The following is a 20395-nucleotide window of genomic DNA, read 5'->3' as shown; positions in this document are numbered from 1 at the left end:
AGAGAATACGAGTCATTGTACCGCCCACGTCGTTACAAGTGACATTGGACATTAACCTGCTTGCACGGAGGGCCGCGCGACGATTTCGCCCAGCGTGGCGGCCAGCGCCGGCCAGACACGCTGCGGCGTCAATTCCTCCATGCAAATCATCGTGGGGCACGTTTTCCGGTAGCTGGCAGCGCAATGCACATGCGTCGCCACCACACGATGCCCTGTCCCGTAGGGGCCCGCCAACACCGGGTTGGTGCAGGTGAACACCGCCACCACCCGCGTGCCGAGCGCCGCCGCCAGGTGCATGGGACCGGTGTCTCCGGAGCAAGCGACATCAACGCCAGCGAGCACCGCCGCCAATTCCAACAAGTTGGTCCGCTCCGCCAGATTGACAAAGGGTCCGCGCAACCGGGCGGCGATGCGATCCGCAAGTGCTCGCTCTCCCGGCCCACCCACCAACAGCACGCCCGCGCCAAATTCGCGCTGCGCCCGCTCGGCCAGCGCGGCAAAGTGTTCTGGTGGCCAGCGCTTGGTCGCCCATTGCGCGCCAGGATGAATTGCCAATCGCGGGCGCGGCAGCGCGGCTAGTTGTTCCGCACCCCACGTACGCAGCGCAGGAGTCAGACCAAACCGCGCCGCCGGCGGCATTGGCTCCGTGCATCCCAATGTTTGTGCCACAAGCCAATAGCGAGTCACGGCCGATTGCAGTCGATTCTCCACCTCAACGCGGTCGGTGTAGGACCAGGCCGCCCCCTCACGCGCGCTGGCAAACCCCACCCGCCGCGCGGCCCCAGTCGAAAGGGTCATCAGACCGGTGCGCAAGAGCCCCTGCAAATCGATCGTCAGGTCGAACCTCGATTGCCGCAGACGGCGCGCTAAACCCCAACTACTGCCGATGCGCTGCCAGCCGCGCGCCGCGCGATCGAACGGTATCAACTCGTCGATCTGTGGGTGTCCCGCCAGGATGCCAGCCAGTCCACGATGGATCACCCAACTGATGTGCGCGTCGGGCCAGCGCCGCCGCAGCCCAGCCAATACCGGTAGCGACTGCACCACGTCCCCCAGTGCGCTCGGTTTGATGAGGCAAATCCGGCCAGGATTGAGTTGATCGAGCGGTATGCGCGCGTCCATGCCGTCCGCTGGTTTAGGCCTGCCCGCGAGGTTAAAATCTAGCGGTATCGTATCGGGCCGCCCAAAACAACGGAACACGAGCCTGCCGGCGGCCAAACCAGGCGATCGCCGCCGGAGTATTACTTCAGGCGGTCCCATTCGCCCCTTGTTTGCCTTACTCCCGCCTCGATCCCCACCAGCCCATCGGAACCCGTCATGCGAAAGCACCTTGCCTTGGCGCTCGTTTTGCTTTTTTTGTCAGCTCACACCGCCTGGGCGAAGGTCGATCGCACCGGCAAGGCCCACTATGAGCCCGCCAAGAACGAAAAAGGCATCCCCGACTTCTTTTGCATGCCGGCCCACGATTTCGAGTTCGAACAGGAGATCATTCCCGGCACTTCGAAAAAAATGGAATGGTCGCATGTGCGCTTCCCCTCACCGGTCGAAACACCGCATCCCAACAACAACACGGTACACGCTGAATACTTTCGTCCCCTCAGCGAGGGCAAGCATCCAGGCGTGATCGTGCTGCATATTCTGGGAGGTGACTTCGAGCTATCGCGGCTGGTCGCTCGCGCGCTGGCGACCAACGGCGTTGGCGCGCTGTTCATCAAGTTGCCGTATTACGGTCCGCGCGAACAACCCGGATCAGGCGTCGAAATGATCTCCGAAGACGCAGTGCAGACGGTCAAAGGCTTCAAACAGGCCGTGCTGGACATTCGCCAAGGCGCCGCTTGGCTCGCCGCGCAACCAGAGATCGATCCAGAACAACTCGGCATCACCGGCATCAGTTTGGGCGGCATCACTGGTTCGTTGGCGCTCACTGCCGAACCGCGATTCAAAAAGGCCTTTCTGATGTTGGCCGGCGGAGACATTGCCCGCATTGGCTTGGAGTCGCCCGAGGCGGCCAAGATCATCGGCCGCTGGCAGGCCGAGGGCAAGACCACCGAGGAACTTTTTGCTCTGCTCAAGCCAATCGATCCCTGCACCTATGGCAAAAACGTGCAGGGGCGCAAGATCGTGATGTTCAACGCCAAGCATGACGAGATCGTGCCGCCGGCCTGCACCGAGTCACTATGGAAGGCGTTTGGCGAACCGGAAATCGTTTGGGTCGACGCCGGCCACTATACCGCCGCCCGGTTTATGTTCGATGCCATCAATCGCTGCGTGAAGCTCTTCCAGCCGGAGACTGCGGAAAGCGCGGCAGCGCCGGCCAAGAAAAAGGCCGCGTAGCGGCTCGGAGAAGTGGCGGTTCCAATTGTCGCTAAGTGCCTTGCAGGCAGCGGTATGCGCGCCAATCCGCCGCGCCGCGACGTTGGCAAGCAGTGCTCGCCATACCCCCCCGATTGGCGAATTTCCGTGGCGCGAGTTAGAGTAGCCTAGCAGCCATTCCCCTGTGGTCGCCGCCCGCTTGCGGTCGGCCCATGGGATGACCACGCCTGTCTCACAGCGCTGCGAGGGCATGAACCTTGTCGATTGCCAGTCGTCAACCCGAATCGCGGCCGGCGCCGCAATCCACCGCTGGTGCGCTACGACCCAAGTTGCGCGTCGCCTTGTGTCAAATCGCGCCCACGCTCGGCGACCGTGATCGCAACATCGATTTGCATTTGGCGCAAATCGAACGCGCGCGCCGCGAGCGGGCAGACCTGATCGTTTTTCCCGAATTGTCGCTGACCGGCTATTTCCTTCGCGATATGGTGCCCGATGTGGCGCTGCCGGCCAATGCGCCCGAGCTAGATCGGCTAGTCAAGGCGGCAGGCAATGCCTCGCTGGTGCTCGGCTTTGTAGAAGAGGCGCCACACGACCGCTTTTACAATTCCGCGCTGTACGCCGAGGCCGGCCAAATTGTGCATGTCCACCGCAAGGTGTTCTTGCCCACTTACGGATTGTTTGATGAGAAGCGCTACTTCGCGCCGGGCGATCGGCTCCGCGCTTTTGATACACCGCGACTGGGCCGAGTAGGGCTATTGGTCTGCGAAGATCTGTGGCACCTGTCGGCCATCGCCGTCATGCAGGCCGAGGAAATCGATTTTTTGATCTGCATCGCCAACTCTCCCGCCCGCGGTGTCGAGGGCCCGCGCGTGTCGACCGCCGAAACGTACGACCGGCTTACCCGTTGCTATGCCGAAACACTCGGCGCCACGGTGGTTTTGGCGCATCGAGTCGGTTTTGAAGACGGGCTCTGTTTTTGGGGGGGCAGCATGGTGGTGGGACCAAGCTCCGAGGTGCTGGCCCGCGCGCCCTATTTCGACGAGAGCCTGTTGGTCGCCGAATTCGATCTGGCCGATCTGCGCCGTCAACGACTGCTCTCGCCGCTTGGTCGCGACACGCAATTGATGATGATGATCGAGGAGCTACAGCGGATTAAACGTCGACGCTATGAGCACTAACGGCGCCACCATGGAACACGTTCCGACAGAACTGCGGATCGATCCCGAACTGGTCGAGCAGATCCTGGTGCGATTCATTCGCAACGAGATCCAGCGCACCGGTTTGCAGCGCGCCGTGCTGGGCCTCTCCGGCGGACTCGACTCCAGTACGGTGTGCTTCTTGGCGGCGCGCGCCCTCGGCGCCGAAAACGTGCTCGCCGTCACCATGCCGTACAAGACCTCCAGCGACGCCACTCGAGACGACAGCCGCGCGGTGATCGAGGCCCTCGGTGTGAACTCGCTCGATGTGCCAATTACCCAGCAGATCGACGCTTATTTCTCCGCGTTCCCCGATGCCAGTCCCCTGCGGCTGGCCAACAAGTGCGCGCGCGAGCGGATGACGATTCTCTACGATCAAAGCGCCGCCTTCGGCGGGCTGGTCGTCGGCACCAGCAACAAGAGCGAACTGCTCTTGGGCTATGGCACGCTGTACGGCGACATGGCCTCGGCCATCAATCCGATTGGCGACCTGTACAAAGTGCAACTCCGGCAACTCGCCGATCACCTGGGCGTGCCGCACCCGGTCCTCACCAAGCCACCCACGGGCGATTTGTGGGTGGGGCAGACCGACGAGGGAGAACTGGGGTTCAGTTACGACGCCGTCGATCGCCTGCTGGTGCTCATGGTCGATCGTCGCTACAAGAGCCAAGAGCTGATTCAACGCGGTTTTGAGCGCGATTTCGTCTTGAAGGTCGCCGAAATGGTTCGCCGCAACCATTACAAAAGGCGCATGCCGATCATCGCCAAGCTCTCCCATCGCACCATGGACCGCGACTTTCGCTACGCGCGCGACTGGGGAACTTGAGCTTGCGACGATTTCAGGCCAAAATCTAGGCATGTTGCCGATTCGCCAATTCCTGAAATCCCTGTCACGCCGTCTGGCCATGCTGTCCGCCGCCGCCTGGGTGCTCATGGGCAGCGCGCTGCTGCTGGCCCAGGAAGCTCAAGATGCCGTTGGCGAGGGGCCTTCGCTCCCCGCCTCTGACAAAAAGGGTTACGTCTACCAATACCTGTTGGTGGCACTCTGCATTGCACTGGGATTGATTCTGATCTGCCAGCCTCGCAATCGCAGCGAGAAGGCGCTCAACGAACAAGATCTGGCCTTCGAAGATCGCTAACCTTGTTCCCGCTTTCTTCGCTTCGCTCTCAACGCGCCGATCTGCTACCTTGCTCTCGGATTCTGATATTCTTCGCCGTGCCAGGGAGCGCCCCGTCGCGTGCCGGTCATCTACGAGCATCTACATACCGTTCAGCCCAGCGAGATTGATCTCTTTGGGCACGCCAACAACCTGGCCTACTTGCGCTGGATGCTCGATGCCGCGATGGCCCACTCGCTCGCCCAAGGCTGGCCTATGGAGCGCTACCAACAACTCGGCGCCGGCTGGGTCGTACGCGCCCACAACATCGAATACCTGCGGGCAGCGTTCGAAGCCGAGCCGCTGATCGTCCGCACTTGGGTCGCGTCCACGCGTCGAGTGACCTCGCTGCGGCGCTATAAGATTGTTCGCGCCACTGACCAAGTTCTGCTCGCTGACGCCAGCACCGACTGGGCGTTTGTTCAATTCGTCGACGGCCGCATTACGCGCATTCCGCCCGAGGTGAGCGCGGCCTTTATCGTGGCTGGCGATCAGCCCGATCTGGCGGTCTAGTCGTTTCGCGCCCCCGGTTGGTTGCCGCCTGGCCCTGGCCCAACTAAATTGCATGTCCCACCGAAGGAATGCGGGGCACCCCACCCAGGCGAGCGGAACGCCTGCCATCCCTCACAGAGAAAGACGCCCTCACATGCAAGCAACTTCACTTCGCCTCGTTGCGCTCGTCGTCATACTGGCATTGGCAACCGCCAGCGCTCGCGCCGATCTTTTGGTGTCGAATCGACTCGGCAACGCCGTGGCCCGTTACAACGAGACGACCGGCGCCTTTCAAGGCAACTTTGTCACGGCCGGAGCCGGTGGCGTCAGTCAGCCTGTGGGCATGCGGCGCGGACCCGATGGCAACATCTACGTCGCCGCTCAAAATGCCGGTCCCAACGGCGATGGTCAGATCCTCCGCTACAACGGCGCCACTGGCGCATTCATCGATGTCTTCGCCAGCGACGGATTGGCCCAACCCTCCGACCTGGACTTCGGCCCCGATGGCGATTTGTATGTCGCCAACTTCGGCGGCGCGACCGTGGAGCGCTACAACCCGCAAACCGGCGCGCATCTGGGAAGCTTCGCTTCGGGGGGCGGGTTGTCGGCGCCCACCGCGCTGCGATTTTCCGACGATGGCTTCCTCTATGTGAGCAGTTTTAGCTCCGATCAGGTGTTGCGCTACAGCGCAACCAGCGGCGCCTTCGACAAGATCTTCATCGACAGCACAAATATCGCCACACCCGCTGGGCAGGTCGTCGGCCCCGACGGCAACTTGTACGTCATCGATCTCGTGGGCGGAAACATCGAGCGCTTCAATGCCGTCACCGGCGCGCCGATCGACACCTTCGCCACCGGTTTGTCGTTCCCTGCCGGCGCGATGCTCGATCGAGACGGCGCGCTGCTGGTCACCGAACTGGGAGATTTGAAGACCATTCCAGGCCGCGTGATGCGGTTCGATCTCTCCAATGGATCGTCGACCCAGGCCACCGGTCCCGGCGGATTATTGCTGCTCCCCTCGCAAATGCTGCTGCTCACCTACGGCGACGCCAATGGCGACGGACTGGCCGACGGCGCCGACTACACCGTTTGGGCAGACAACTTCAATCTGCCGGGCACGTACAACATTGCCCAAGGCGACTACAACGGCGATGGCAAGGTCGACGGCGCCGACTACACCGTGTGGGCGGACAACTTCACCTCCGGCGCCGCTACGGCCGCGCTAGCCATTCCTGAGCCAACCACTGGCGCCTTGGCGCTTTTGGGCGGCCTGACCCTGTTGCTCGCGGCGCGCCGCCGTCGCGCGTAGAATTTAGACCCTGCCCGCGCGCCTTGGGAATTCCGCGTTGCGGGCGCGCAACGGGAGACCTAGAGTGCGGCGCCGCGGCTTTACGCTGGTCGAGCTTTTGGTGGTAATCGCCATCATCGGACTGCTCGTCGCGTTATTGCTGCCGGCGGTGCAGGCCGCGCGCGAATCGAGTCGCCGCGCCAGTTGCGCCAACAACCTCAAACAACTGGGCTTGGCGCTGCACGGCTACGAATCGCGACAGGGGCACTTCCCACCTGGCGCCGACGCCAAGCGATACGAGCGCGTACCGTCGCACCCCCACACGTTTTATCGCTGGTCGGTGTTCGCGCACTTGGCCCCCCACTTCGAGATGGGCACGGCCACCCAGCAATTGCGTATGTCGCTGCCGCTCTACGGCACCGATTATCAAGTGACGCCCGAGAATCGGGCCGGGGTGGCGATCGTGATTCCGCTGCTGCTGTGCGCCAGCGACCAGGGAATACCGGTGGCGGAGGGATATGGGCCCACCAACTACGCCGCCTGCACTGGCACAGGCATCGGGGGTGGAACGCCCGTCGACACCAACGGCGTGTTCTACGTGAACTCGCAAACTCGCTTTGCCGATATTCGCGACGGCGCGAGCAATACGATCTGCATGTCAGAAAGCCTGCTCGGCGCCGGCGAGGCGAGCACCACCGACCCGACCAAGATCGAACCCGACACCGCGTATCGCTATATTTTCGCCGCGCCGCTCACCGACAGCGCCTGCGAGGCGACCCGCAAATGGAACTTCGCCGATCTGCGCGGCTTTTCCTGGGCCAACGGCGAGTATCGCTGCGCGTTATACAACCACTATTACCCGCCAAACCATGTGAAGTCCGACTGCATCGGCGTGCGCATCTCCGGTCCCACCGCCATTCGCTATTCGCCATATGGCTGGCGCGCGGCGCGCAGTCGGCACCCACACGGCGTCGGCGCGCTCTTCGCCGATGGTTCGGTGCGCTTCGTTCGCAACGAGGTCGATACAGCGGTTTGGCAGGCGCTCGCCACGCGCGCGGGCGAAGAAGTCGCCACCGAATAGCCACCCGCTGTCACGAGAAGGGGAGATCGCATGTTGCTACGCGTATTGGCACGCACGGTGCTATTCACTGTTGTGTTCGCGCGCAGCGCAAACGCGCTGGCCGCCGAACCGACGACTCGGCTGAATGTGCTGTTCATCTCTGCCGACGATCTGAACACAGCGCTCGGCTGCTATGGCAACCCCGTCGTCGCCTCGCCAAACATCGATCGGCTGGCCCGTCGCGGCGTGCGATTCGATCGCGCGTATTGCCAGTTTCCGCTGTGTAATCCCAGCCGCGCCTCGGTGCTCACCGGCTTGCGCCCCGATAGCAGCGGAGTGCTGGAGAACAAAACTCACTTTCGCGAGGTCGTGCCGAATGTGGTCACGCTGCCGCAATGCTTCCGCCAAAACGGCTACTATGTGGCGCGCGTCGGCAAACTCTATCACTACGGCGTGCCCGGACAGATCGGAACCAACGGCTTGGACGACCCGCCAAGTTGGCAAGATGTCATCAATCCGCGAGGACAGGACAAGGACGAAGAAGACCTGCTCACGCGACTCACACCGCAGTTTCAGATCGGCGCCGCGCTCAGCTATTTTGGCGACGACGCCACCGACGCCGAGCACACCGATGGCCTCGGCGCGGCCGCGGCCATTCGCTTGCTAGAGCAACATCAAGACGAGCCGTTCTTCCTGGCCGTTGGCTTCTATCGACCGCACGTGCCGTGGATCGTGCCACAGTCCGATCTACAGCGGTACGCTGCAGCCGACATCAAGCTCCCCGCTTCTCCCGCCACGGATCGAGCGACCAAGCCTGAGATGGCGCTCACGGTGACGCCCGCCAACTATGGTCTCAGCGAGCAGCAGCAGCGGGCAGCGATCCGCGCTTACTATGCCGCTGTGACCTTTGTCGATCGTCAGGTTGGCGCGGTGGTCGACGCGCTCGAGCGGCTCGGGCTGGCCGACCGCACCATCGTTGTGTTCTGGGGAGATCATGGCTGGCATCTGGGCGAGCATGGACTGTGGCAAAAGATGTCGCTCTACGAAGAGTCGGCGCGCGTGCCATTAGTGATCGCCGCGCCCGGCGCCAAGGGAGCGGGGCGCACGTGTTCGCAACCGGCCGAACTGGTCGATCTTTATCCAACCCTGGTCGAGTTGTGCGGACTGACGAATCCCGGCCACCTGGAAGGCGAAAGTCTGGCGCCACTGCTGCAAGACCCCGCCACCGAGACCGACGCCGTGGCGTTCACTCAGGTCACGCGTCGGAACCGGCAAAAACAGCCGGTCATGGGGCGCAGCATTCGCACCAATCGCTGGCGTTATACACAGTGGGGCGATGGTCCCGCAGAGCTTTACGACCATCGGCAAGATCCGCAGGAACTTGTCAATTTGGCCGCTCAGAGCGAGACAAAAGCGGTAGAGTCCCGTCTGAAACAGCGACTGGAGACAGCCTTCTCCAAAGCGAAAAATTAGCCGCAAGTCGCGAGGCGACAACGAAATAGCGAGCTGCGCCCAAGACGGGATAACAATTTCTCCAGGTTTTGGCTTGAGCTTTGCACTAGAGTTCAAGCGAGAGGCGGGGCATTCGCCAACGGAACTGTTCGGGGGAACCGAGAGATGGCACAGACTGTCAAGAAAAAGCCAAACGCAAGCCCCTGCGAAGCGGCCGCGGCGCCGTGTTCGTATGCCGCTGGACAATTGCTGGGGGACTACGGCGAGACACGCCGCGAAGAGCATGGCTATCATCCGCCGCAAGCAGCGGACTGCGGACCGAAGTTTCCGCCAGCGCGCAAGGGCCGTGGTCCTTCGCACGAATCGGAGACTTCGATCGGCCAGGAAGGGGATACAAACAGCTAACGGCGCCCGCGACGAGCGATACTTAAGCTCGCGCTTCTGCGCGCACAATGCGCAGCGCGATGGGTCGATCAGCGCCTGCTCGGCGCTCACAAACGCCGGCGATCTGTTCCCCTCGGTCGTACTTCTGCTAGGCTCTGAAGCCGAGCGGCGCAACGCGCCTGGGTTCGGAGCCTGCAACGGATGCATCAACTAGCACACGGCCATCAGCACCCGCATGGCGCAACCGCGCGCGCGGCCGACAATCTGCGCCGCTTGGCCGCTGCCCTGGTGTTGGTCAGTGTTTATACAATCGCCGAGTTTGCCGGCGGCTATTGGGCGAACTCGCTTGCGCTAATGGCCGACGCCGGTCACATGCTCTCCGACGCCGCCGCATTGGCGTTGAGCATGTTTGCCATCTGGGTCGCGCGCCGCCCCGCCACGTCGCGCCGCACGTTTGGCTACTACCGCGCCGAGATTCTCGCCGCGCTCGTCAACGGCGCCACCCTATTGGCTATTTCGGGCTGGATCATCGTCGAGGCGATTGGTCGCTTTCGCGCACCGCCCCCCGTGATCGGTCCGGTCATGTTGGCCATTGCCGCGGGCGGGTTGCTGGTGAATATCGCCGGCCTCGCGATTTTATCGGGCGGTCGCGCCGGCAGCTTGAACGTGCGCTCCGCCTGGTTGCACATGCTCACCGACGCGCTCGGCAGCGTGGCGGCGATTCTCGCCGGCATCATGATTTGGACGGTCGATTGGCGCTGGGTCGACCCCGCCGCTTCGGTGGTCATTGCCTTGCTAGTCGTCCATTCGGCCTGGGGCGTGGTCAGCGAATCGGTCGCGATCCTCATGGAAAGCGCCCCCCAGCACATCAATCTCGACGAAGTTCGCGAGGCCCTGTTGAGCCTCGACGGCGCGGCCGAAGTCCATTCGCTGCACGTCTGGACCATCACCAGCGGTTTCGAAGCCCTCTCAGCGCATGTCGTTGTCGAGGGCGATCGTCAACCGCAGGCCATCCTCAGCGAAATTCGCGAGACGGTGCATGACCGTTTTGGCATCGATCACATTACGGTGCAGATCGAGCCGGTCGGCTTTGAGGAGCACCGTCCCAACTTTTAACAGCGCCTCTGACTACTCCGATTCGATCAATTCGATCCCGAGTTGTCCCATGACCTTGGCCACTGGCAAAAAACAGGTCAAGGCGCCCGCCGCTTGCAAATTGGACTGCGCCAATTTGAGATGGTCGGCGCCAATGCCCCCTCGGCCGATCGTGGCGTCCATCGGGATCCAGGCGCCGTCCAGGTACAGTTCGTTCCACATGTGGTAGCCAAACCCTTGCTCGGACGGGATATAAACCAGCCCAATCGCCACCCGCGCGGGGATGCCTTTGGCACGCGCTAGCGCGGCCAACAACACCGCATGCTCGGTGCAGTCTCCTTCCAAGTTTTTGGCGACTTCCGCCGCGGTCGCCAGCGCCTGACTGAAATTCTTCTTGCGAATCCGCTCATGAACAAATCGCTCCAGCGCAATCGCGACCTTCACCGGGTCGGTTTCGTCGCCCACTGCTTCGCGCGCTAGTTCCGTCACGCGCGCATTGTCGCTCTGAATGAGCGAATTCGGCTCCCGGTCCGCCGCCGTTGGCGCAGCATCAGCGCTTGCTTTGACCGGCTCGCCAGGACGTACGGCGCGCACCGTCAACAGAGCCGTATGCGCGTCCTCGGCATGTACCTCTTGAGTCGGTCCATGAGGGAACACGGCGGCCGGGTCCCCCTGCTTTAGCGTCACCCGGTAGCGCGCTAGCCGGCCTGCCCGCGGGTTCTCAAGCGGTCGCGCCAGCCGCACCACCGTGTCGTAGCCCAGGTCGAAGCTCGCCGCTTCTGGCTTGCCCAGCGCCACCTCCTTCGTGGTGCGGAACGATTGCATGCCCAGCGCGTCGATCCGCGTTTTGAGCGTTTCTCCCTGGCGGTTCAGCCAGATCGTGGAGGTGATCCCGCCCCCCGGCAACTCCACCCGACTGGTTACGCGCAACAATTCGACCGGACCACTTGGCATCTCGGTCGTTTCGTAATCGCCGGCTTCCAGGTGATTCGTGGCCAGCACCACCTGATCCAGCATCGGCATGACCAATCGCACCGAGCGCTTTTCGCCCGGCCGGAGTGGCTTTTCCAACAGGCTGCGCTCCACGGCCATTAGTCCGCCAATGTCCGTCGACCAGGGAATGGCCGTTTGCCGCGCTTGCCCGCTGGCGGTCGTCTCCACGCGCAGTTCAGACCCGACAACCTTGGCCGTCAACACAATCGGCGCCTGGGCCACACGCGTCTCGTTGCGCAGATCGAGCAATTGCCCTGCCGGCGTCTCGTGGGCAGTGGTCGTCACTTCCTGCGTCGTCTTCTGGCCAAATCGCTCCAGCACCAGACGGTTTTCAACGGCCAGTTCGATCGCCGGTCGGCCGTGCCACATCGTCGTCCGAGTGGTGGTGTGGGTGTAACCCACCCGCGCGTCGCCCATGTAGAAGGCGTCCCACCAGTCGCGGTTTGCTAGCACGCCAGCTTGCTGGTTCGGCGCAGATTCGCTTTCGGTGCTGGCGGCGCGACCACTGCAACCGGCCGCGCAGCCGGCCAGCGCCAGGATGGCCCCTGCCAGGGCGACAGACCTGCCGCCGGCGCAAAGCAATTCGGTTTGCCTCATGCGAACCCTTTTTTCGTCGCGTGCGTAGTGAGACTGGCCAATCATAGCAGACGCGCTGCGCCCGGCGCGAAATCGCCGTGGCGATCCAGCGCGATCTTGAATAGGGAAGTTTTGTTCGCGGAACTTTCCTCTTTTTTTTGAGGGCGCCTTCCGCGAACGATCCGGTTGTGGCGAGTGAAGCGACTGGTCGTGTGGAACATTTTTCCCACGGCGCAGGCCTTCGCAAACCGGGCCGCGAATTTCGCGGCTCGGCCATCGTCAGCTCCGTTTCGCCCATCTCACGGGTGCTAGAGTTGGTTTGAACACGCTCCTTGCGCGTTGATATCGCACGCCAACTTAAGCGCGAAGATTCGCTGGCAGCCGGCCCCCCACCCACGCGGGATGCGGGACTACCGGTTATTCGGCCTGTAACGAGGCCGCCGCCTGCGAATCAATCGCCGCCCCAATTGGCGGATAGTCGACGCCGGCTGACCTAGAGTTGGTCGGACACGCATCGGAGACGCCGTGTTCAACGCTGGTTACGGATTCTGCGTGCAACCATCGCGGCCGACCAACGGCAGGCCGCAGACCCGCTTTTTATTGGTTATTCGCAGGTCTTTTCGACTAGCGCCGCGAGAACTAACTGCGCCGGCTGTTAACTGTCGCTGGAACACTGAATTGGCGAAACCGATGGGCTTCTTAAAGCGTTTATTCCGGAATGTTTTTCGAGACGGTGGCGTGCCGCACGGCGCCAGCAGCTTCGATCATTTGAGCGAAGCCGAGCTGGAAGCCCATCTGCGGGTCGTGCGCTATGGCGAATTCGTGTTGACCGACGCGATTCGCCCTTCCTACGACCTGCAAGTGGTGCCCACCGCCGGCTATCGACACGACACCTATCATGACGAGGAGACGCGCTCCTCGGTGCCGGTGCTCATGGCCTCCGCCTCGCGGCGCGAGTTGTTCGAAGTCTTCATGGAACTGCTCGACCCGCTCGGCTCCGTCGTCGACGTGGTGCTGGAAACCAGCCACAATCGCGACGAGCGCGGCCACAACGATCTGTACCGCGAACACATCGACATGCCGGTGCTCAAGAGCATTCTTTGGGACTACGAGGATATGCTCCTTAACGACGGTTGCACCGGCATCGCCGTTTTGAACCCGATGGCCCCGCAAGAAGTGCAGTTCGACGAGCACAAGCTGCTGATCGTCTACGGACAAGAATTGCGCGCCTTCGAAGACGTGTTGGACGACCAACGCGTGCGCTGCAACGACCAGATGCGCTTCATCACCGAAGCCGAGCACGTCCACTCCTCAAGCGATCAATATCGCGAGCAATTCGAGGAACTGCGGATGCGGCTCGGCATCGACTCCTACGGCTGGTAGCCGCGAGCCAACCCCCCAGCGTTAACCAGCCGTGAACTCGTCGCGCAAGAAGCGCGCCGCGCGGTCCCAGCACTCGGTCGCCTGTTCAAAGTCGACCGGCATCGCCTTCACGCTGCGCGGCGTCTCCACGCGTGGAGCGACGGTGACCCGCGGATTGAGCGGAATCTGGGCGCTCTCGGCCTGGGCCAGCGCCGCTTCGACCGGCGGTGACAACAAATACCTGACCAACCGCTGGGCGTCCTCGGGCCGCGGCGCTCCCCGCAAGATGGCCACGGTGTTCGGGATGAACAACGTGCCGAGCTGATCTGCTCGGCGGTCGGGGTAAACGATCGCGACCGGCTGTCCCTGTTCTACTTCAATGATCGCGTCGTCGGTGTCGGTGATTCCAAACGCCAATTGGCCCGACGCCACCCCCTGAGCCACCTGTTTGTTACCCGACAAGATTTGCGCGTCGTTCGCTTTGAGCTGCCGAAAGAACTCTTGTGCGGCGTCATCGCCAAGCGACGCGAACAGGCAGGCCGCATGGGTGGCCGTGGTGCCAAACAGCGGCTTGGCCATGCCAATTTTGCCGCGCCATTTTGCGTCCAGCAGGTCGTAAATCGAATCGGGCCGCTCCGCCTCCGCCACAATCTGGGTGTTTACCAACAGCACCCGCGCACGCGCGGCGAAACCGTGCCAGGTGTGATCGGCGGCCTGAAACTCCGTCGGAAACTCATCGGCCTCGGGCGGCTGATACGGCGCCAGCAGCCCACGCCGCTGCAAGCGAATGGTGTTCAGTATCTCGTTGTTCCAAAACACGTCGCAGCGTGGGCGCGACTGCTCCGCCAAAATGGCGTTGACCAAACCCACGGTTTTAGTGCTCTCCACATCGAACTTGGGCGCCACCTCAATGCCGCTTTCACGAGTAAACTCCGCCAAGATCGGCTGCGAAAATTCCGAATCCAACGCGCAATAGACAACGACCGAGCGGCCGCCAGCGCGTGACCAGCAGCCGGCCATACAGGCGACCAGCGCAACGACCGTGGCCCACCGCCACACAATGACTTGTTTACTTATCACGATGCTTCTTGTGGCAATCAGTGCATGAGCGGCGAAGCTGTTCGTACGCGCTGGTCGCGCGGCTTGGTTCGTTCGCTTCAATCGCGGTTTGCAACTCCGCCGCCACATTTTCCGCGGCGCTCATGGCCGCTCCAAACTCCTTGGCATGCTGCGGCGACAGCAAGCGCCGCGCTTCGTGCAACCCCTCGCGAACCAGCAGCGCTTCTTGAGCGGGCGCCAAATCGGGATGCTCCGGCGGCGCTTTCCAACCCGCCTTCATGCACATCCCCAGATGGTCGGCCTGTCGATCGAGCGCCGCCATTGCCTCGGCAAGCGAAGAGACGCGCGCCGCTTCGACCAATTCAGGCAAGTCCTGATCGAGCGCTGGCGGAACAAAGCCAGCCACATCGCGCCACAGCCCGCCATACTGCTTACCAGTGCCGGCGAGCTTCAAGATATCTTGGGCCTGCTGATGATTGATGCCACTGGCAGCCTGGCAGACGATGGCGGCGGCCGCCGGCCCACGATGCTGGCCATGATGGCAGTGCACGTAAATCGGCCCCTTGGCCTCACGACCCACACGAGTCAGTGCCCATTGCGCCGACTGCGGCAGCCCGTCGTAGCCGATCGGCACATGCACATACCGCATGCCATGGCGTCGCGCCGCGTCCAAATCGGGCCGCTGTCCGTCAACGCTCACAATCGTGCGCACGCCCAGCTTTTCCAACTTGGCAAAATCGGCGTCGCCGTGTGGCTCGCCTCCAGAATACAGATGGGGCGTCAGCCGCCAGGGGTTTTCGATTCCATCCAGTCGCGGCTCGGCGGTCGGGGCGAACTCCTCCGGCGCCGTCCGCGGCGCTTCGCCCTCCCCAGGCGCGGCCGCTCCATCCGCGGCCAGCAAATTCACGGCTGGCAACTTCGAATCGTCAGCCGCCGCCGACGCGCACAGCGTCGCCAACGCGACGGTGGCCACTGTTCCCCAGCAGGTTTTCACAACGATATTCAACTGCCCCTCGCGCGGGCCAAATTCGACACGGTGATCACGCAGTCGATTCTAACCGACAGCGGCGTTCGAGTAAGCTATGCGCACGGAAAGGACACGCCATGCAACGCCAGGTGCTCAGTAGCGATGCCCCTTGGGAGCCCTTAGTCGGCTATTCCCGCGCGGTGCGCGTGGGTCAGCAGGTGTTCGTCGCGGGCACCACCGCCACCGACGAGCAGGGACAGGTCGTCGGCCGGGGCGATCCTCATACTCAAGCAATGCAAGCGCTGCGCAACATCGAACACGCGCTACAGCGTGTTGGCGCGCGGTTGGCCGATGTGGTGCGCACACGAATGTTCGTGACCAATATCGAGCAGTGGCAGGAGATCGGCCGTGCGCACGGCGAGTTCTTCCGCGAGATTCGCCCCGCTGCCACCATGGTGCAGGTCCAGCGACTGATCGACCCGGCAATGCTGGTCGAAATCGAGGTCGATGCGATCATCGCTCACGACGACGATCCGCTCGCATAGCGGCCGCCGCTAAGTTGCAACCGCGGGCGACATGGCAACATGTGCGCCGTCGCCATTTTCGTGCAGCGAATCCATATCGATGCGGTCGACGAACACGCAGCCCACTCGATGCAGGGGCCGCTCCGGATCGCCAATCACAGAGCAGTTCACGATGGTCGCGGTGCGAAAATAGGGGTCGTCGGCGGCGCCAAACGAAACCACCACCTGCTCATAGTCAGGACGCTCGGTCGCGATATACGCGAAGCCGGTCGACGACAGATCTTCACAATGGTACTGGCGAAATTGCGACCCAATCGGAATCACGCCGTTTTGATAAGGAGCAATTTGTTGCACGCTATCGAAATGATAGCGGCGGCTGTCGCGCAGCATCACGGCGATCGGCTCGGTCATGGCGCCGTTGTGAAAATAGGAGCGATTGCGGCCATTCTCTTTGGCATCGTACAGCGCCTGATCGGCGCGGCGCACAAGCGTCTCGCCCGTGTCGGTGGCGGTCGCCACGGCTAGCCCCAAGCTGGCGTTCACCGCCAACTCGGCGCCTTGAAATTCGACGCGCGCCCGCTCAATCGCCTCCCGCACCCGCTCCGTCGCCACCTTGGCCTCACCGATAGAGTCGCCCGGCAATAGCGCGCAGATTTCTTCGCCGCCGTAGCGAGCCACCACATCGTCGTGGCGCAGCGTATCTTGCAACACGCGCGCCACGCGGCGCAACACTTCATCTCCGGCCTGATGACCATATTGGTCGTTGAAATGCTTGAAATGATCGATATCCAGCATCAACAGCGATAGCGCGGCGCCAGTGCGCTGCGCTAGCGCCAACTGGCGCGTCAATTCTTCGTCGAAAGCGCGCCGATTGGCGAGACCGGTCAGCGCGTCGGTCCGCGCCACCGCCAACGTGGATTCGAGCTTTTGGTGCTGCAGTTCGATCTCGTTCTTCGTGGCGGCCAGCTCGTTTTCCAGCAGCCGATTGGCCTTAATCAACTCCGTGGCGGCCGCCAGCACTGCGGCCGGATTACTCTCGTCCCCGTCCAGCGATAACTCCTCGGTGATCTCGCCGACACGGGACGTATGACGCCCTGTGATGTCCTGAATGTTCGACGACAATTCATGCAACCGCGCCAGAAATTCCGCCGATTGCGCTGCCTCCATCGCCGCCGCCGCGCTCTGCGGTCGAGCGCCAGTCAAGTCCGCCGGTTCATCCGCTCTGAAACCTGGCAGACGCCCCAAAACGCGATGCCAGCCCATCACGTAGCCGATGAGCAGATTCAGCATCGCCAATACGACGAGCACCACGACCACTTGTTGCCTCCCGCGTGCAGAAAGCTGCGGATAGGTTGCCTTGAAAAACATAGCTCATCCACGTTCCCAGCCCTCGCAAAATCGTCCAGCGCCGTAAAGACGGCTCGACTGGCATAACCCGTCGTGCGGACGCCAGGCACGACCGCATTGGACCGTCGCGCGGTCTTGAGCTAATTGTTCCCTGAGGGGAAAACCTGGAAACATAAGAGGGCACTCGTCCAATGACGCAGCACAAGGTTCACGAAACAGGATCGCCATCTCAACCCGATACGCAACGACTGCTCGCCCGGTTGCTCTACGAGCAACACGCGCAAGACCAGGCGTTTGATCACACTCGCCGCTCGGCCGAGCGATTCGACCTGTCGGTGGTGGTGGTCGTGACGCCCATGATCAACGGGGTTCCACAGGTCGATCTGTCGTTTTTCACCGTCACCAAAAACATCTCGGTCGGCGGCGTGGCGTTCGTGGTCAACTCCCCCTTGGAGTTCGACGAGGTGCTGCTGGGCATCCGGCTCCCCTCCGAGACGCGGGTGTCGCAACTGCGCGGCAAGATTCGCCATCAGACCGAACTGGGAGGCGGATTTCGCCAGGTGGGCGTCGAAGTGCGGGAAGTCTTCAATACCGCGGACTTCCCGCTGCTCGAACGATTTTCGCAGTGAATCGCGATAATTTACGGCCACCACGCCGCGCGAGTCGAGCCTGAATCACCGAAATGACGCCTTTGACGGGTGAGGTGGGGATCGCTATATTAGCCGATTCCCATAACCTCAAACCCATTAGCGGCATCATGGCATTTTTCAAAGGCCCGCGCAGCGGCAAGCCCCCTGCTCGCACCGCCAAAAAACGCGCTCGCGCCGGCGCTCGCGCCAAGAAGAAGGATCCGGTCTTCGTCAACGGCGAGCGGCCGCGTCCCATGTACATCGATTACAAAGATTTGGAACTGCTCGGCAAGCTCATCAGCCGACATGGCCGCATCGTCAGCCGCCGCAAGAGCGGTTGCACCGCGGTGAGCCAGCACGCCGTCAGCGAGGCGATCAAGCGGGCTCGCTTCATGGCCCTGCTCCCCTACGTCGCCGAGTAACGCGCGCGACGTTCTTCGACCAAGACACTCCTAACTGTCTTGGCCTGCGCGCGGACGCGACCTTTCGACACCAATCAATCACTACGGCGCCGGCGGCCGTGCGTCTTGCGATGCGGCCGATAGCCACGCTTGCCCGTCTCGCCGGCCGCGGGCTCTTGCGATCGCTGGTCGCGCTCCTGCCGCCGCTTAATCTGCCGGTTCGCCTCCTCGCGCCGTTTGCGCAGCGCCTCGACGGGCGGCGACGAAGGGATCAGGCAATCGCAGCCGGCGCCGATCAAGTCGTGCCGGCCAGCCTGCTCCAGCGCCTGACGCACCTCGAAATAATTCTCCGGCTTGAAGAACTGCAACAGCGCCCGCTGCAGCTTGCGGTCGCGCAAATGCCGCGCCACATGCACTGGCCGCTTGGTGAACGGATCGAGTCCGGTGTAGTACATGCAGGTGGCGATGTCGATCGGGCTGGGAATGAAGTCTTGCACTTGGTCCGGCTCGTAGCCATTCTGCTTGAGGAACACCGCCAGTTCGATCATTGAGTCGAGCGAGCTGCCCGGATGACTGGCAATGTAGTACGGCACCAGATATTGCTGCTTGCCTGCCTGCTTCGACGCGCGCTGAAACTCGCGATCGAACGCCAGAAAATCCTCTTTGCCCGGCTTCTTCATCAGGTCGAGCACTTCGGGATCGGTGTGTTCGGGCGCCACCTTAAGCAGCCCTCCCACGTGATGCTGCGCCAGTTCGCGCATGTAGGTGGGATCGCGCCGCGCCAAGTCCATGCGTATGCCCGACGCGACCAGCACCTTCTTCACCCCCGGCTGCTCGCGCGCGTCGCGCATCAATTGCACAAGCGGGCCATGATCGGTCCCCAACAATTTGCAGATCGTGGGATGGACGCAACTCAGCCGGCGGCATTTCGCCTCCACCTCGGGCCGAGTGCAACGCATTTGGTACATATTGGCGGTCGGGCCGCCAATGTCGCTCACCACGCCGTTAAAGGTCGGATCATCGCCTAGTCGCTCGATCTCCTGCAGCACTGAATCGTGCGAGCGGCTCTGAATGATCCGCCCCTCGTGCGCCGTGATCGAGCAAAAAGTGCAGCCTCCAAAGCAGCCGCGCATGATCTGCACCGAATGCCGCACCACGTCGTAGGCCGGTATCTTCGCCTTGCCGTACATGGGATGCGGCCGCCGCGTGTACGGCAGCCCGTACACGCGGTCCATTTCTCCTTCCGTCAACGGCAGCGCCGGGGGATTGGCCACCACGGTCTCGCGATCGTGTCGCTGCGTCAGTCGCCGCGCGTTATGCGGATTCGTCTCGTGATGAATCAGGCGCGTGGCGTCGCAGAACGCCAACTTGTCGCCGGTCACCTGCTCGTAGCTTGGCAGCGCGACGGTGTTCTCCGTCGGCGGCGACTCGCTGGCGCCGAGGCGATAGACCACGCCGCGCATGTCGCGCAGGTCGCGCGTGGTTTGACCTTCAGCCATGCGCCGCGCGATTTCGACAATCGCCCGCTCACCCATGCCGTAGACCACCAGATCGGCCTTGCAATCCATGATGATCGAGCGGCGAACCTTTTCGCTCCAATAGTCGAAGTGCGCCAACCGCCGCAGACTCGCCTCCACGCCGCCGGCGATCACCGGCACGCCGCGGTACGCCTCTCGCGCCCGCTGGCAATAGGCCAACGTCGCCCGATCGGGCCGCAGCCCAATTCGACCGCCCGGGCTATAGGCGTCGTCGTTGCGCACCTTTTTGTTGGCGGTGTAATGATTGATCATCGAGTCCATGTTGCCCGCGCTCACGCCAAAGAAGAGCCGCGGCCGACCAAACTCGCGCCAATCGTCGCAATTGCGCCAGTCGGGCTGGCTAAGTATCGCCACCCGAAAGCCCTCGTCCTCCAATAGCCGGCCCAACAGCGCCATCGCGAAACTGGGGTGGTCGATATAGGCGTCGCCGGTCACAAACACCACGTCGACCCATTCCCAACCGCGAGCAGCCATTTCCTCGCGTGTGGACGGCAATGGCTGATTGGCGCCCCGCGGCGCGCGCGCACTCTCGCTCTCCCGCGCCAAGCTTCCCGCGCCAAAG

20 protein-coding genes are annotated in these 20395 nt (G+C 62.6%); 14 read left to right on the top strand and 6 right to left on the bottom strand.

All coding sequences use genetic code 11. From position 1 onward, the window contains the following. Positions 1-51: 51 nt before the first annotated feature. On the bottom strand, positions 52-1122 hold the full coding sequence (locus tag K1X71_16435) for a glycosyltransferase family 9 protein (GenBank protein ID MBX7074731.1): 1071 nt from the start codon (positions 1120-1122) through the stop codon (positions 52-54). A gap of 195 nt (positions 1123-1317) precedes the next feature. Here K1X71_16435 and K1X71_16430 point away from each other — a divergent pair, with 195 nt between their 5' ends. From K1X71_16430 to K1X71_16385, 10 genes are all read left to right on the top strand, one after another. Continuing rightward, positions 1318-2334: an alpha/beta hydrolase family protein gene (locus tag K1X71_16430; protein ID MBX7074730.1), complete on the top strand. Its 1017-nt coding sequence runs from the start codon at positions 1318-1320 to the stop codon at positions 2332-2334. Positions 2335-2654: 320 nt separating this feature from the next. After that, positions 2655-3491: a hypothetical protein gene (locus K1X71_16425; GenBank protein ID MBX7074729.1), complete on the top strand. Its 837-nt coding sequence runs from the start codon at positions 2655-2657 to the stop codon at positions 3489-3491. Continuing rightward, on the top strand, positions 3481-4335 hold the full coding sequence (locus tag K1X71_16420) for an NAD+ synthase (protein MBX7074728.1): 855 nt from the start codon (positions 3481-3483) through the stop codon (positions 4333-4335). The genes K1X71_16425 and K1X71_16420 overlap by 11 nt, the downstream gene beginning before the upstream one ends. 79 nt (positions 4336-4414) lie before the next feature. Beyond that, positions 4415-4648 (top strand): hypothetical protein, encoded by a 234-nt coding sequence (locus K1X71_16415; protein ID MBX7074727.1) that lies wholly within the window; start codon positions 4415-4417, stop codon positions 4646-4648. A 99-nt stretch (positions 4649-4747) separates the two neighbouring features. After that, a complete protein-coding gene (locus K1X71_16410; protein ID MBX7074726.1) occupies positions 4748-5179 on the top strand; it encodes an acyl-CoA thioesterase in 432 nt (143 codons plus the stop codon). Positions 5180-5312: 133 nt separating this feature from the next. Continuing rightward, positions 5313-6467 (top strand): hypothetical protein, encoded by a 1155-nt coding sequence (locus K1X71_16405; protein ID MBX7074725.1) that lies wholly within the window; start codon positions 5313-5315, stop codon positions 6465-6467. A 64-nt stretch (positions 6468-6531) separates the two neighbouring features. Then, on the top strand, positions 6532-7527 hold the full coding sequence (locus K1X71_16400; GenBank protein MBX7074724.1) for a DUF1559 domain-containing protein: 996 nt from the start codon (positions 6532-6534) through the stop codon (positions 7525-7527). Between the two features lie 30 nt (positions 7528-7557). Then, positions 7558-8979 carry a sulfatase gene (locus K1X71_16395; GenBank protein MBX7074723.1) on the top strand — a complete coding sequence of 474 codons (1422 nt, stop codon included), beginning with the start codon at positions 7558-7560 and terminating at the stop codon, positions 8977-8979. Positions 8980-9123: 144 nt separating this feature from the next. Further along, positions 9124-9363, top strand: a complete 240-nt coding sequence (locus K1X71_16390; protein ID MBX7074722.1) for a hypothetical protein — start codon at positions 9124-9126, stop codon at positions 9361-9363. 180 nt (positions 9364-9543) lie between these two features. Further along, on the top strand, positions 9544-10458 hold the full coding sequence (locus K1X71_16385; protein MBX7074721.1) for a cation diffusion facilitator family transporter: 915 nt from the start codon (positions 9544-9546) through the stop codon (positions 10456-10458). A 12-nt stretch (positions 10459-10470) separates the two neighbouring features. Here the strand turns inward: K1X71_16385 and K1X71_16380 are convergent, their stop codons facing one another. After that, the gene (locus K1X71_16380) at positions 10471-12027 is read right to left on the bottom strand and encodes a transglutaminase domain-containing protein (GenBank protein MBX7074720.1); all 1557 of its coding nucleotides are present in this window, start codon (positions 12025-12027) and stop codon (positions 10471-10473) included. A gap of 669 nt (positions 12028-12696) precedes the next feature. On the opposite strand from K1X71_16380, the gene K1X71_16375 reads away from it, so the two are divergent. Then, positions 12697-13389 (top strand): hypothetical protein, encoded by a 693-nt coding sequence (locus K1X71_16375; GenBank protein ID MBX7074719.1) that lies wholly within the window; start codon positions 12697-12699, stop codon positions 13387-13389. 21 nt (positions 13390-13410) lie between these two features. On the opposite strand, the gene K1X71_16370 is transcribed toward K1X71_16375, so the two are convergent. Continuing rightward, positions 13411-14448 (bottom strand): extracellular solute-binding protein, encoded by a 1038-nt coding sequence (locus K1X71_16370; GenBank protein ID MBX7074718.1) that lies wholly within the window; start codon positions 14446-14448, stop codon positions 13411-13413. Further along, complete coding sequence (locus K1X71_16365) at positions 14438-15334, bottom strand: hypothetical protein (protein ID MBX7074717.1); 897 nt, start codon at positions 15332-15334, stop codon at positions 14438-14440. The genes K1X71_16370 and K1X71_16365 overlap by 11 nt, the downstream gene beginning before the upstream one ends. 197 nt (positions 15335-15531) lie before the next feature. Here K1X71_16365 and K1X71_16360 point away from each other — a divergent pair, with 197 nt between their 5' ends. Further along, complete coding sequence (locus K1X71_16360; protein ID MBX7074716.1) at positions 15532-15939, top strand: RidA family protein; 408 nt, start codon at positions 15532-15534, stop codon at positions 15937-15939. Between the two features lie 9 nt (positions 15940-15948). Here the strand turns inward: K1X71_16360 and K1X71_16355 are convergent, their stop codons facing one another. Further along, positions 15949-17286 carry a GGDEF domain-containing protein gene (locus K1X71_16355; protein MBX7074715.1) on the bottom strand — a complete coding sequence of 446 codons (1338 nt, stop codon included), beginning with the start codon at positions 17284-17286 and terminating at the stop codon, positions 15949-15951. A gap of 170 nt (positions 17287-17456) precedes the next feature. Between K1X71_16355 and K1X71_16350 the strand changes: the two genes are divergently transcribed. Together K1X71_16350 and rpsR are read left to right on the top strand one after the other, a co-directional pair. Beyond that, the gene (locus K1X71_16350) at positions 17457-17894 is read left to right on the top strand and encodes a PilZ domain-containing protein (protein MBX7074714.1); all 438 of its coding nucleotides are present in this window, start codon (positions 17457-17459) and stop codon (positions 17892-17894) included. Positions 17895-18148: 254 nt separating this feature from the next. Next, on the top strand, positions 18149-18316 hold the full coding sequence (gene rpsR / locus K1X71_16345) for a 30S ribosomal protein S18 (GenBank protein ID MBX7074713.1): 168 nt from the start codon (positions 18149-18151) through the stop codon (positions 18314-18316). Between the two features lie 74 nt (positions 18317-18390). Here rpsR and K1X71_16340 read toward each other — a convergent pair whose 3' ends face one another. Further along, positions 18391-20307, bottom strand: a complete 1917-nt coding sequence (locus K1X71_16340; GenBank protein MBX7074712.1) for a YgiQ family radical SAM protein — start codon at positions 20305-20307, stop codon at positions 18391-18393. Positions 20308-20395: the final 88 nt, after the last annotated feature.

Source organism: Pirellulales bacterium (assembly GCA_019694455.1).
Classification (GTDB): domain Bacteria; phylum Planctomycetota; class Planctomycetia; order Pirellulales; family JAEUIK01; genus JAIBBY01.
This window is presented reverse-complemented; position numbering and strand designations above follow the sequence as displayed.

Coding starts and splice junctions, on each gene's coding strand:
- K1X71_16390 (MBX7074722.1), top strand. CDS start 9,124: ATGGCACAGACTGTCAAGAAAAAGCCAAACGCAAGCCCCTGCGAAGCG.
- rpsR (MBX7074713.1), top strand. CDS start 18,149: ATGTACATCGATTACAAAGATTTGGAACTGCTCGGCAAGCTCATCAGC.
- K1X71_16420 (MBX7074728.1), top strand. CDS start 3,481: ATGAGCACTAACGGCGCCACCATGGAACACGTTCCGACAGAACTGCGG.
- K1X71_16340 (MBX7074712.1), bottom strand. CDS start 20,307: ATGGCTGCTCGCGGTTGGGAATGGGTCGACGTGGTGTTTGTGACCGGC.
- K1X71_16435 (MBX7074731.1), bottom strand. CDS start 1,122: ATGGACGCGCGCATACCGCTCGATCAACTCAATCCTGGCCGGATTTGC.
- K1X71_16415 (MBX7074727.1), top strand. CDS start 4,415: ATGCTGTCCGCCGCCGCCTGGGTGCTCATGGGCAGCGCGCTGCTGCTG.
- K1X71_16375 (MBX7074719.1), top strand. CDS start 12,697: ATGGGCTTCTTAAAGCGTTTATTCCGGAATGTTTTTCGAGACGGTGGC.
- K1X71_16405 (MBX7074725.1), top strand. CDS start 5,313: ATGCAAGCAACTTCACTTCGCCTCGTTGCGCTCGTCGTCATACTGGCA.
- K1X71_16360 (MBX7074716.1), top strand. CDS start 15,532: ATGCAACGCCAGGTGCTCAGTAGCGATGCCCCTTGGGAGCCCTTAGTC.
- K1X71_16430 (MBX7074730.1), top strand. CDS start 1,318: ATGCGAAAGCACCTTGCCTTGGCGCTCGTTTTGCTTTTTTTGTCAGCT.
- K1X71_16350 (MBX7074714.1), top strand. CDS start 17,457: ATGACGCAGCACAAGGTTCACGAAACAGGATCGCCATCTCAACCCGAT.
- K1X71_16395 (MBX7074723.1), top strand. CDS start 7,558: ATGTTGCTACGCGTATTGGCACGCACGGTGCTATTCACTGTTGTGTTC.
- K1X71_16385 (MBX7074721.1), top strand. CDS start 9,544: ATGCATCAACTAGCACACGGCCATCAGCACCCGCATGGCGCAACCGCG.
- K1X71_16355 (MBX7074715.1), bottom strand. CDS start 17,286: ATGTTTTTCAAGGCAACCTATCCGCAGCTTTCTGCACGCGGGAGGCAA.
- K1X71_16380 (MBX7074720.1), bottom strand. CDS start 12,027: ATGAGGCAAACCGAATTGCTTTGCGCCGGCGGCAGGTCTGTCGCCCTG.